At 37.7% G+C, this 11,858-nt stretch carries 12 protein-coding genes; 9 read left to right on the forward strand and 3 right to left on the reverse strand.

What is annotated here, in order from left to right:
* The first annotated feature begins 1 nt into the window (after window position 1).
* The 3 genes from JYB62_RS07220 to JYB62_RS07230 are packed head-to-tail and all read left to right on the forward strand — an operon-like array spanning window position 2 to window position 2,618.
* The gene (locus JYB62_RS07220; RefSeq protein ID WP_205644735.1) at window positions 2–280 is read left to right on the forward strand and encodes a hypothetical protein; all 279 of its coding nucleotides are present in this window, start codon (window positions 2–4) and stop codon (window positions 278–280) included.
* On the forward strand, window positions 277–1,041 hold the full coding sequence (locus tag JYB62_RS07225; protein WP_205644736.1) for an MBL fold metallo-hydrolase: 765 nt from the start codon (window positions 277–279) through the stop codon (window positions 1,039–1,041). The genes JYB62_RS07220 and JYB62_RS07225 overlap by 4 nt, the downstream gene beginning before the upstream one ends.
* Window positions 1,041–2,618 carry an NFACT RNA binding domain-containing protein gene (locus JYB62_RS07230; RefSeq protein WP_205644737.1) on the forward strand — a complete coding sequence of 526 codons (1,578 nt, stop codon included), beginning with the start codon at window positions 1,041–1,043 and terminating at the stop codon, window positions 2,616–2,618. Before JYB62_RS07225 ends, JYB62_RS07230 begins: the two co-directional genes overlap by 1 nt.
* A gap of 184 nt (window positions 2,619–2,802) precedes the next feature.
* On the opposite strand, the gene pyk is transcribed toward JYB62_RS07230, so the two are convergent.
* Together pyk and JYB62_RS07240 are read right to left on the reverse strand one after the other, a co-directional pair.
* Window positions 2,803–4,233 (reverse strand): pyruvate kinase, encoded by a 1,431-nt coding sequence (pyk, locus tag JYB62_RS07235; RefSeq protein WP_205644738.1) that lies wholly within the window; start codon window positions 4,231–4,233, stop codon window positions 2,803–2,805.
* A gap of 7 nt (window positions 4,234–4,240) precedes the next feature.
* Window positions 4,241–4,669, reverse strand: a complete 429-nt coding sequence (locus tag JYB62_RS07240) for an IPExxxVDY family protein (protein ID WP_074223523.1) — start codon at window positions 4,667–4,669, stop codon at window positions 4,241–4,243.
* A 152-nt stretch (window positions 4,670–4,821) separates the two neighbouring features.
* Here JYB62_RS07240 and JYB62_RS07245 point away from each other — a divergent pair, with 152 nt between their 5' ends.
* From JYB62_RS07245 to JYB62_RS07265, 5 genes are read left to right on the forward strand one after another with little or no spacing between them, the layout of a single operon-like run.
* Entirely contained in the window at window positions 4,822–5,058 is a 237-nt protein-coding gene (locus tag JYB62_RS07245; protein WP_057940051.1) for an acyl carrier protein, read from the forward strand.
* Window positions 5,059–5,077: 19 nt separating this feature from the next.
* Complete coding sequence (gene fabF / locus JYB62_RS07250; protein ID WP_205644739.1) at window positions 5,078–6,328, forward strand: beta-ketoacyl-ACP synthase II; 1,251 nt, start codon at window positions 5,078–5,080, stop codon at window positions 6,326–6,328.
* A gap of 7 nt (window positions 6,329–6,335) precedes the next feature.
* On the forward strand, window positions 6,336–7,076 hold the full coding sequence (gene rnc / locus JYB62_RS07255) for a ribonuclease III (RefSeq protein WP_207758593.1): 741 nt from the start codon (window positions 6,336–6,338) through the stop codon (window positions 7,074–7,076).
* Between the two features lie 31 nt (window positions 7,077–7,107).
* On the forward strand, window positions 7,108–8,946 hold the full coding sequence (gene nadE, locus JYB62_RS07260) for an NAD(+) synthase (protein ID WP_205644740.1): 1,839 nt from the start codon (window positions 7,108–7,110) through the stop codon (window positions 8,944–8,946).
* Between the two features lie 2 nt (window positions 8,947–8,948).
* Complete coding sequence (locus JYB62_RS07265) at window positions 8,949–10,052, forward strand: prolipoprotein diacylglyceryl transferase (protein ID WP_205644741.1); 1,104 nt, start codon at window positions 8,949–8,951, stop codon at window positions 10,050–10,052.
* Here JYB62_RS07265 and yidD read toward each other — a convergent pair.
* A complete protein-coding gene (yidD, locus tag JYB62_RS07270) occupies window positions 10,049–10,276 on the reverse strand; it encodes a membrane protein insertion efficiency factor YidD (RefSeq protein WP_074223518.1) in 228 nt (75 codons plus the stop codon). The two genes, JYB62_RS07265 and yidD, sit on opposite strands and share 4 nt — an antisense overlap.
* A gap of 57 nt (window positions 10,277–10,333) precedes the next feature.
* Between yidD and JYB62_RS07275 the strand changes: the two genes are divergently transcribed.
* Complete coding sequence (locus tag JYB62_RS07275) at window positions 10,334–11,794, forward strand: POTRA domain-containing protein (RefSeq protein WP_205644742.1); 1,461 nt, start codon at window positions 10,334–10,336, stop codon at window positions 11,792–11,794.
* Window positions 11,795–11,858: the final 64 nt, after the last annotated feature.

Here is an 11,858-nt window from a genome sequence, read left to right on the forward strand (position 1 = left end):
AATGGCTGTCAAGTACACCAAACATTACCTGGATAAACTGGAAAACCTTTTTGCGGCATCTGATTACGTCTTGCGCTATGAAAAAGGCAACTTCAAATCTGGTTATTGTGTACTTAGAGACACCAAAATCGTCATCATCAACAAGTATTTCCCCATCGAAGGCAAAATCAATGCTCTGATAGACATCATCGCAGAACTAAATTTCAATCCCCAAGACTTTTCTGAGAAAAGCAATCATGATTTCCTTCGCGAATTAAGGCAAACCACAATAAAATTTTGAAAGCTACTTTTCTAGGCACAGGAACTTCACAAGGTGTCCCTGTAATAGGTTGTACTTGTGAAGTTTGCAATTCATTGGATTTTAGGAATAAAAGATTCAGATCATCCATCTATTTTGATTTAGGAGATTTAAGTCTGGTCGTAGATACAGGGCCAGACTTTAGGAGCCAAATCCTTTCCGCTGGAATTAATCAATTAGATGCCGTTCTATTCACCCATGAGCATAAAGATCATACTGCTGGTTTGGACGACATTCGCCCTTTCAATTTTGCCCAGCAAAAAGACATGCCCATTTTTGCAAGAAAACCCGTCTTAGAGCAAATCAAAAGAGAATTTGCTTATGTGTTTTCAAGCAAAAAATATCCTGGAGTCCCCCAAATTGAACCCGTTGAAATAACGGATCAACCTTTTACTATTCAAGGTCATACCATCACTCCTATTCCTGTATTACATTATAAACTTCCAGTATTAGGATTTAGAATAGGTGATTTTACATATATCACAGACACCAATTTTATTCCAGACGAATCCAAAGAACTTATCAAGGGAAGTAAAGTCCTTGTTCTCAATGCGCTTCAGAGAGAGTCACATATTTCACATTTTACATTAAATGAAGCCATAGAAATGGCGAAAGAATTAGGGGCAGATAAAACCTATTTCACCCATATTTCACATAAACTGGGCTTACATAGTGAAGTAGAAAAAGATTTACCTCCGGGAATTGCTTTGGCCTACGACGGTCTTGAGGTAACTTTGCCCTAATGCACCTGAATTATCATTTTCTTAAATTTCTTTGCCCTGCACTCAATCAGCGATTTCAAGGTCAAAAAATTGTGTCCTGCTTCTCCCAAAGTAAGGATGAACTAATTATTGAAACATACGGTGAAAAAGGAGAAAGTTGGATCAGAGCCCATCTGAAAACCCCGCAGATTTACCTCAGCTTTCCTGATCAATTCCGTAGGGCAAAAAGGAACAGCATTAATCTCTTTCCTGAATTACTGAATGAAACCATCCTATCCTGTGAAGTAATTGATTTTGAACGTTCTTTTATCATGAAGCTTACTTCCGGCAAATTGTTACTTTTTAAGCTTCATGCAAACCGGAGCAATGTGATCTACTATGAAGATCAGAAAGAATTGCCAACCAAAATTTTTAGAAATGAAATTCAAGAAGATAAAAAATTGGATTGGAATAACTTGAAAGTTTATCAAGAGCTGAGCAGATCAAGATTTGACGAGTTAAATGGAAATGCTGCCCAGTTTTTACCCACACTTGGTAAAATTCCCAGAGCTTGGCTCCAAGAACGAGGGTACCCTGAATCTGATCTTGATAAAAAATGGGCTTTAATGGAGGAAATCATCGATATTCTGGAAGCCCCCCTTTTTGCTTTGGTGGAGAATTCCGATGGAGTATATCTCAGTTTATTGCCTGAAGAAGATCCATTATACCTTTTTTCAGATCCCATCGAAGCTGTCAATCAGCTATTTTACCTTGCTATAGTCAAAGGTAATTTTGAAAAGGAGAAAAATGAGCTTTTGAAAAAGCTCAATGATCAACTCAAGAAAACCAACTCCTACCTGACCAAGGCTTCTGCCAAACTTGATGAGTTGAAAAATTCGCCCCCCCCTTCTCAGTTGGCAGATATCATCATGGCTAATCTCCATGAGTTTTCCTCAAGTAGACATGAGGTGGATTTGATGGACTTTTACACCGGTAAGATGGTAAAAGTAAAGCTGAAACCTCAGCAGAAACCACAGGAATATGCTGCACAACTTTATCGAAAAAATAAAAACAGGAAATTGGAATGGCAGCAGATTGAAAACACCATCAAGAATAAAGAAGCCTTCAAGACTGAACTTTTAGAACAACTTTCCAAGCTAGAAGAGATTCATGAATTCAAAGGACTAAAAGCCTTCAAAAAAAAGGAAGTACCCGAAAAATCCTTACTTAAATCTACGACTTCACTTCCTTTTAAAACATTCGAAGTGGAGGGCTTTCCTGTATGGGTGGGTAAATCATCCAAAGACAATGACGAAATGCTTAGAGGTTATGTCCATAAAGATGACATTTGGTTGCATGCCAGGCTAGTGCCCGGATCGCATGTAGTCGTCAAAATGAAAGGGCATGCATCCATGCCTACAGCCGTATTGGAAAGAGCGGCCGAACTAGCTGCTTTCTATTCCAAGCATAAAAGCGAATCCTTGGCTCCCGTGATTTACACAGAGGCTAAATATGTTAGAAAAGTAAAAGGATCTCCTGCAGGCTCGGTCAAAGTGGATCGTGAAAAAGTAATCATGGTTAGTCCAAAAGGCCCTGATGATGAAATTTCAACCCCTTAAAATTGAAACTCCTTTTTAAACCAATCCTGTTTTCACTTTATAATTTAATAAACCTCTCTCTATCGTATCCTTGGCAGAATCAACAGAGAACATTAGAGTGAAACCTATAGTGCAGACGGTTCAATATTGGTTATAAAAAAAGCCCTCATGAGGAGGGCTTTAAAGAAATTCATTTTAGTTTATGTTAACGCACCACGTGGATTTTCAACATGTTGGTTCTACCTTCCACCTTTAATGGCATACTTGCCGTATTGATGATGATGTCATCGGTATTCACGTGATCATCCTCTTTCAAAATATTTTCGATGTCTTCAAAAGTAGCATCTGTAGAAACAACCTTATCGTAATAATAGGCTCTAACACCCCATACTAAAGACATTTGAGTAATCAACGATTTTTTGCTTGTGAACACAAAAATATTGGCTAAAGGTCTATGAGAAGCGATTCGGAATCCTGTAAATCCTGAAGAGGTAATCCCCACTATTGCTTTTGCTTTCACATTTCGGGAAAGTCTAGAAGCCATCAAAATCAAGTTATTGCTTAGGAACGTCTCATCATCCTCTGGAATCTTATATAGGTTATGATAGATCTCTGCATTTGCCTCCAGGTACCCGATGATACTACTCATGGCTTTCACTGCATTAACTGGGTATTTCCCAGAAGCAGTTTCAGCAGAAAGCATTACAGCATCAGCACCGTCCAGTACCGCATTTGCAACGTCATTGGTTTCAGCTCTTGTAGGTCTTGGGTTCACTATCATGCTTTCCATCATTTGGGTAGCAATGATTACTGGCTTACAAGCCAATTTACATTTCTCGACAATTTTCTTTTGCCAAAGAGGAACTATTTCCATTGGAACTTCTACTCCTAGATCCCCTCTTGCCACCATGATGGCGTCTGTAGCCTCTATGATGGAATCGATATTTTCAAGTGCTTCTGGCTTTTCTATTTTGGCAACAATCTTACATACCTTTCCTGCAGCATGAATTCTTTCTCTCAAATCGTCTATATCCTCTGCAGAGCGTACAAATGACAAAGCAATCCAATCCACCTCTTGAGATAGACCAAACTGAAGATCTTCAATGTCTTTCTCTGTTAAGGAAGGTGCACTTACCTTGGTGTTAGGAAGATTAATTCCTTTTCTAGATTTCAAAATCCCACCGTGGATCACAGTACAGTTTACATTTTTACCATCCGTATCATTGACTACGACTTCTAGGTTACCATCATCAATTAAAATTCTATCTCCGGTAGCCACATCGTTTGGCAAATTTTGATAAACGGTACTCACCAATGTTTTGGTTCCGACTACAGGATCATTGGTAATGGTGATTTTTTCTCCTGGCTTGATTTCTACTCCGTTGTTTTCTACTTCACCCACTCTGATTTTAGGCCCTTGTAGATCCTGCAGGATACCCAGGTTCAAATTATTTTCTTTATTTACTTTTCGAATAATTTCAATTACTTCTTTATGGATTTCATGACTTCCATGAGAAAAATTTAGACGAAAAACATTCGCACCAGCTGCAGCAAGACTGGAAATTGTCTCAAAGTTGTTGGATGCAGGGCCGATTGTTGCAAGAATTTTGGTCTTGTTAAATTGAGTATAGCTCATTGGAATATTAATAAGTTAACAGGTTCTCTTTTGATTTTAATTTTGAAATATCCAGTTTGACAACGTTTTGAACAAATGAATTTTTAGCCAATTGATCTACAAATGTATGAATACTCGTCTGAAAGGTATCATCTTGTACCAAAAGGAAATAATCCATAAATCGAAGCTCTGGAATAAGATAGGTGACTTGATGCTCATTATTTAAAGCCTTATTTTTCAAAAGCTGAATGTAACCATGTGGTAAAGAAAGGAAATATTGTGATATTTTCAGACTCGGAGCGGTAAGAAACTCTAATTCTAGATCTTCTTTCCGGACCAAGTTTAAATCTAGGTCACGATTGATCAACCAGGCCATTTTATAGTCTTTTACAGGAGACTGTAGGCCAAGAAGCTCAAAATCATATGTATGTTCAATTAGTAATTTTGCCTTCTTCATTTAGGAAGAAAATAGATGGGGACAAAGTTAAAAATTTAAACGCAACCTAACAGAAGAGTCATTTATAATAAAATTTACTTGAATCTTTTCTTTGTCAATTAGGTATTAAATATATTTCTTTGCGAAGTGTTATTAACTAAACTGATCACAAAATGTCTGAAATTGCACAAAAAGTAAAAGCCATCATTGTTGACAAACTTGGCGTAGAAGAGTCTGAAGTGACTTTAGAAGCAAGCTTCACCAATGACCTAGGAGCTGATTCACTGGACACCGTAGAATTGATCATGGAGTTCGAAAAAGAATTCAATATCTCGATTCCTGATGATCAAGCTGAGCAAATCGGTACGGTGGGACAGGCAGTTACCTATCTTGAGGCTAACGTTAAATAATAACCCATAAATTCATTTTATGAATTTAAAAAGAGTTGTTGTAACAGGTATTGGTGCCCTCACCCCAATAGGCAATACGACAGAAGAATTCTGGACCGGATTGGTTAATGGAGTGAGCGGTGCTGCACCGATCACCAGATTCGACGCCTCTCTATTCAAAACTCAATTTGCCTGCGAAGTCAAAAATCTTGATCTCGAAAAGTTCATTGACAGAAAAGAGGCCCGAAAGATGGATCCTTTCACACAGTACGCAATGATCTCTGTAGAAGAGGCCATGAATGATGCAGGTTTCGATTTAGATTCCATAGATAAATCTCGTGCTGGTGTAATTTGGGGTTCAGGGATCGGAGGATTAAAGACATTTCAAGATGAAGTGACGGATTTTGCCAAAGGTGATGGTACTCCCCGCTTCAATCCTTTCTTTATTCCGAAGATGATTGCAGATATCAGTGCAGGCTTTATTTCTATAAAATATGGTTTCAGAGGGCCAAACTTCGTAACCGTATCTGCTTGTGCATCTGCAACCAATGCACTTATTGATGCATTTAATTACATTAGATTAGGCAAAGCTGACATCTTTATAAGTGGAGGATCTGAAGCTGCAGTTACTGAAGCAGGAATTGGTGGATTTAACGCAATGAAAGCGCTTTCACAAAGAAATGATTCTCCCGAAACTGCCTCTAGACCTTTTGACAAGGACAGAGATGGATTTGTTTTGGGTGAAGGAGCGGGAGCTTTGATCTTAGAAGAATTTGAACATGCCAAAGCTAGAGGAGCTAAAATCTACGCTGAATTAGTAGGTGGTGGAATGTCAGCTGACGCATACCATATTACTGCTCCACATCCTGAAGGATTAGGAGCTAGCTCGGTTATGAAAATGGCCCTTGAAGATGCTGGCTTAGAGCCTGAAGCCATTGATTATATCAATGTGCACGGAACCTCTACTCCATTAGGTGATGTAGGTGAAACCAAAGCAATAGGAACTGTTTTTGGAGATCATGCTTATAAACTTAATATCAGCAGTACGAAATCTATGACGGGGCATTTGTTAGGTGCTGCAGGGGCTATTGAAGCAATTGCATCGATCCTTGCTATTAGAAATGGTATAGTTCCTCCTACGATCAATCACTTTACTGATGATGAAAGTTTTGATCCAGGATTGAATTTAACTTTCAATAAAGCCCAAAAGAGAGAAATTAATTACGCGTTGAGCAATACATTTGGATTTGGCGGACACAACTGTTCTGTCATTTTCAAAAAATATAATTGAACCGAATTTGAAAATCCTTCAGAGACTCGGAATCAACACTCTCTTCTTTAGCAAAAAAGATAAAAGGCTTGCTGCCTCCATCAAAGTGATGTTAGGTAGCAGGCCTTTTAACATTGCGTTATATAAACTGGCCTTAACTCCATCCGGACTGGCAGAGGAAACCCGAAAAGGGTTCAAAATCTCAAATGAGAGACTTGAATATTTGGGCGATGCTATCTTGGGGGCTGTGGTGGCAGAATATTTATTCCAAAAATATCCATATCGAGACGAAGGTTTTTTGACTGAAACACGATCCAAACTTGTAAACCGGGAATCATTAAATTCTACCGGGATAAAAATAGGATTAAAAAAAATACTCAATCTGGAAATTGGTGACCGCACATTCATTGGAAATAAATCCTTATACGGAGATGTTTTAGAGGCACTCCTTGGAGCGGTTTTCTTAGACAAGGGTTATCATTTTACCAAGAAATTTATTCTGAATAGGATTTTACTTCATTTTGATCTAGAGGGAATGATTGCCACTGTTACCAATTATAAAAGTAAAATCATCGAATGGTCCCAAAAAGAAAATAAGGCAATTGAATACAAGGTACTTCATGTACATGGGAACCAACGATTCAAAGAATTCATCGTTTCACTTGAAGTGGATGGAGAAGAAGTAGCACAAGGCAAAGGAAGTACCAAGAAAAAAGCAGAACAAGAAGCTTCAAAAAACGCTTGTGACTCGCTTAATATTACTTATTAGAAGTACATTTCAACTTCAATTCTAATCTACCATGTCACCAATTAAAATTGCTTCTGGTACCGTTAACCAAACTCCGTTGGATTGGAAGGGCAATCTTGACAGAATTATTCGGGCAGTAAAAGAGGCAAAATCTGAACATGCAGAAATTCTTTGCTTACCTGAATTGGCCATTACTGGGTATGGAAGTGAAGATCTATTTTTAAGCTATTGGTTTCCCCAAAAGGCCCTAAAACAACTGGAATTATTGATTCCAGAATGTACCGACATCACAGTTGCTATAGGATTACCTATTCGAATTCAAGATAATGTCTACAATTGCGTAGCAGTCATTGCAAATGCAAAACTAAAAGGCTTTGTAGCCAAACAATACCTTGCCATTGACGGAGTACATTACGAATTTAGATGGTTTACTCCCTGGCCAGCATATGAGGTTATTGATTTTGAGTTTCAAGGTGAAAAATACCCACTTGGAGATCAGATTTTTGAGCATAAAGGGATAAAATATGGATTCGAAATCTGTGAAGATGCCTGGAGAGGTTCAATTCGACCTGGATATAGGCTAGCCGAAAGAAATGTTGATTTAATTTTTAACCCAAGTGCCAGTCATTTTGCCATGGGTAAAACCCGTGAACGCTACAAATTAATCCAAGAAAGTAGTAAAATCTTTGATTGCTATTATTGCTATACGAACCTGCTTGGAAATGAGTCAGGAAGAATGATTTTCGATGGTGAGATAATGTTGGGTAAATCAGGCGAAATCCTAGGTAGAAATCAACTCTTATCCTTCCAGGATTTTCAAGTAAAAAGTTTTTACCTAGATCCAAAAAAGCAGGACATCGCACCAATTTTAGAAAAAGAAAAAGAATTTGTTCAAGCCGCTTCCTTGGCGTTATTTGATTACCTCCGAAAAAGCAAAAGTAAAGGATTTGTTCTTTCTTTGAGCGGAGGGGCTGATTCCTCTACGATAGCTATTCTGGTTTCTGAAATGGTCAAACGAGGAATTCAGGATTTAGGGATCGTTCTTTTTTGCAAAAAATTAAATCTACCACTTCCTCCTAAGCAGGAAAATGCCGAAAAATTTCTGGTAGGAGAATTATTGACTACCGCATACCAAGGCACCAAAAACTCTTCTGACGATACCTTTCAAAGTGCCAAAACATTGGCGGAAAGCATTGGAGCCAAGTTTTATCATTGGAACATTGACGAGGAAGTATCCTCCTACACCAAGAAAATAGAGCAAGCCATCGGAAGACCTCTGACTTGGGAACAGGATGACATCACTCTACAAAATATTCAAGCTAGATCCAGGTCTCCCATTATCTGGATGTTGGCAAATATTCGTAACTCCTTGTTGCTTTCTACCTCCAATCGAAGTGAAGGAGATGTGGGCTATGCTACCATGGATGGAGATACCAGTGGAAGCATCTCCCCTATTGCAGCAGTTGATAAATATTTCATTTTAAATTGGCTTAGCTGGGCAGAAAAAAACTTAAATCAGCCAGGTTTACAACTGGTCAATTCTCTTCAACCTACTGCCGAGCTAAGGCCTTTGGAAAGAACGCAGACGGATGAAAAAGATTTGATGCCATATGCAGTTATTGTGGAAATCGAAAAATTGGCCATTCGGGACAAAAGATCCCCTATGGACATTTTTTTAATTCTAAATGAGGAACTTCAACTTGAAAGCAGCGTTTTGAAGGATTATATTAAAAAATTCTTTAGACTGTGGTCAAGAAACCAATGGAAAAGAGAACGGCTGGCTCCTTCTTTTCATTTGGACGAATTCAATGTAGACCCAAAAACTTGGTATCGTTTCCCAATTTTATCCGGAGGATTTGCCGAAGAACTTGAACAATTAGATCAACTTTAAATATGATTGAATCATTGCTGAATTATGTCGTTTGGGATCCAAATCCTGCTGTTTTCTCAGGGTTTGAAAGGCTCAGATGGTACAGTTTATTATTTGCTTTAGGCTTTATTATTTCTCAACAGTTTATGGTCTACTTTTTCAAGAAAGAAGGACAAAATGAATTGTTGGTAGACAAGCTTACAATCTATATGGTGTTGGCGACCATCATTGGAGCTAGACTGGGACATGTCCTATTTTATGAACCTGAAAAATACCTCAGCAATCCAATTGAAATCCTTAAAGTTTGGGAAGGTGGACTTGCCAGTCATGGTGCAGCTATCGCCATCTTATTTGCTTTATGGCTATATGCTAAAAGAACTCCAGGTCAAAGTTACCTTTGGGTAGTAGATAGAATTGTCATAGTCACGGCAATGACTGGGGCGCTGATTCGTTTTGGAAACTTGATGAACTCGGAAATTGGAGGAAAAGATACAGGATCAGATTATGGATTTGTATATGCTTGGGATACCAAAGACATCATGGAAACCATGCGAGTACCAATAGAATCCATCGAGGCCTATAAGCCGACAGATCGTGAATCAGAACTTCAAAATAATGGAATTGTTCCTGTCAATTTTGATATAAAAATCAATAAAGGAGGGTATAGCCTTACAGACTTAGAATCCACCTTAAGAAGGGATATTAAATATGTTCTGACCCAATTTAAATCTTCCCAAGAATATTTGGCTGAGCCTGAAGAAAGCCCTCTGGATTTGACTATCTCGGATAAAGGAGAGTTTTATCTGGCTACTGTAAAAACCTTTGGCAGAACAAAACACCCGACCCAGATTTACGAATCTATCTCCTACTTCATCATCTTTTTGATTTTGTTAGCTTTATGGAATAAGTATAAATCCAGATTACCAGATGGTCTCTTATTAGGATTATTTTTAATTGCCGTATTTGGAATGCGCTTTGTCTGGGAATATTTTAAGGCAGTTCAGGTAGACTTTGAAGAGAATATGGCTCTAAACATGGGCCAAATCCTAAGTATACCATTAGTAATTATAGGAATTATCCTAGTGGTACGGGCACTAAGTAATGGAATCAAACCTGAAAAAAATTAAGGAACAGGATCATGTCCATGACCTCCCCATGGATTACAACTGGCAATTCTCTTTAATCCAAGCCAACCTCCTTTGAAGATCCCATATTTAAGGATTGCTTCCTTTGTATATTGGCTACAAGTAGGGGTATAACGACAACTTGAAGGAAACAAGGGAGAAATTGTGTATTGGTATACCAAAACGGGAAATATGGCTATCTTTCGAATTAATAATCTGAATGTCATCTGAAAACTCAGTAAGATTTAACTACTAAACCAAAAATACTCAATCTGAATTCCCTCTTGTCCATTAAGATAATAAATTTCATTCTTGTTGTTCTAGTTGCACTCGTTCTAAGCCTTTGTTTAGGACATAAAAGTGTTTATGCACAGGTGGACACCTCATTTAGCCCTGCTAATTCAGGAACTCCGGAAAAAGTGAAGGTGAACAATATCTTTATTATAGGGAATGAAAAGACTAAAAAAAGCATCATCCTTCGGGAGCTAGACTTCACTACGGACTATTACTATGATTGGGATACATTTATAGAGATCATTCAGGCAGATCAAAAAAAAATCTATAACCTCCGACTGTTTACTGAAGTGGAAATCACACCTCTTCTTACTGGAGAAGATGAAGCCGAAGTGGTAATTACTGTCAAAGAAAGATGGTATATTCTTCCTTCTATTATTTTCCAGTTAGCAGACAGAAACTTTGCCGAATGGTGGACCAACCAAGGTAGAGATTTTTCCAGAGTAAACTTTGGACTGAGATTGAGTCATAACAATGTGGCAGGAAGAAATGAAAAGTTAAGGTTTGCTGGCCAACTAGGTTTTACTAAAGCATTGGATATTCAATATAGCAAACCTTACATAGACAAAAAGCAAAAGCACGGATTAGCAGTACAATTCACCTTTTACAATAATAAAACCCTTGCTATTAAATCTGAAAACAACCGACAGGTCTTTTATACCTCGCCTGAAGAAAATGTACTAAGAAAAAATATTGCTGCCGCTATCAGGTATACCTATCGAAGGAGTTTTTACAATTTCCATTTCGTAACCCTCGCCTTCAATCATACTTGGATTAACCCTTCAGTATTGGAAGAAAACCCTAATTACTTCCAACATGGCTCCAATACATTACGCTATTTATACCTGACTTATACATTCCGTCATGATCGAAGGGATAATGTTGCTTACGCAACAGATGGCGAATTACTTGTACTTTCAGCTACGAAATATGGAGTTTTCTATACGAAAGAACTAGATGAAATCGAAGTAAATCTTACTGCCAATAAGTATTTTAAAATCAACGATAAATTCCATTTTAACACTGGATTAACTGCCAACTGGTTTCTGAGTGAAACCCAACCTTATACGTTAGTTAGGGGAATCGGGTATAATCCTAACTTTATTAGAGGATATGAATTAAATGTAATTGAGGGTCAACAGCTTTATGTTCATAAAAACAGCTTTAGGTGGAAATTTTTTGATTATGATTTCGATATTTCCAGAACTGTTCCCCTTGATCAATTCAGTACTATTCCGATTAGGTTGTATCTAAGTGCAAACTTTGATCATGGTTTTGTAAAAGATAGAAATGAAATTCTTGCAAATGCTAGACTGACTAATAAATACCTCTTTGGATATGGTCTTGGTATTGATTTAGTAGGATTTTACGATGCAGTATTGAGGTTTGAATATTCCCTAAACAATACGGGAGGAGGCAACTTTTTCTTCAACTTTAAAACACCTTTCTGATAAAATAAAACTTAGTTCTCCTTTCAAAACGAATGAATTTTATTTAAATTAATAGTTCATTTAA

The organism is Algoriphagus lutimaris, from assembly GCF_017051705.1.
Lineage (GTDB): Bacteria > Bacteroidota > Bacteroidia > Cytophagales > Cyclobacteriaceae > Algoriphagus > Algoriphagus lutimaris.

Coding starts and splice junctions, on each gene's coding strand:
- JYB62_RS07220 (WP_205644735.1), top strand. CDS start 2: ATGGCTGTCAAGTACACCAAACATTACCTGGATAAACTGGAAAACCTT.
- JYB62_RS07230 (WP_205644737.1), top strand. CDS start 1,041: ATGCACCTGAATTATCATTTTCTTAAATTTCTTTGCCCTGCACTCAAT.
- pyk (WP_205644738.1), bottom strand. CDS start 4,233: ATGAGCTATACTCAATTTAACAAGACCAAAATTCTTGCAACAATCGGC.
- JYB62_RS07240 (WP_074223523.1), bottom strand. CDS start 4,669: ATGAAGAAGGCAAAATTACTAATTGAACATACATATGATTTTGAGCTT.
- JYB62_RS07245 (WP_057940051.1), top strand. CDS start 4,822: ATGTCTGAAATTGCACAAAAAGTAAAAGCCATCATTGTTGACAAACTT.
- fabF (WP_205644739.1), top strand. CDS start 5,078: ATGAATTTAAAAAGAGTTGTTGTAACAGGTATTGGTGCCCTCACCCCA.
- nadE (WP_205644740.1), top strand. CDS start 7,108: ATGTCACCAATTAAAATTGCTTCTGGTACCGTTAACCAAACTCCGTTG.
- JYB62_RS07265 (WP_205644741.1), top strand. CDS start 8,949: ATGATTGAATCATTGCTGAATTATGTCGTTTGGGATCCAAATCCTGCT.
- yidD (WP_074223518.1), bottom strand. CDS start 10,276: ATGACATTCAGATTATTAATTCGAAAGATAGCCATATTTCCCGTTTTG.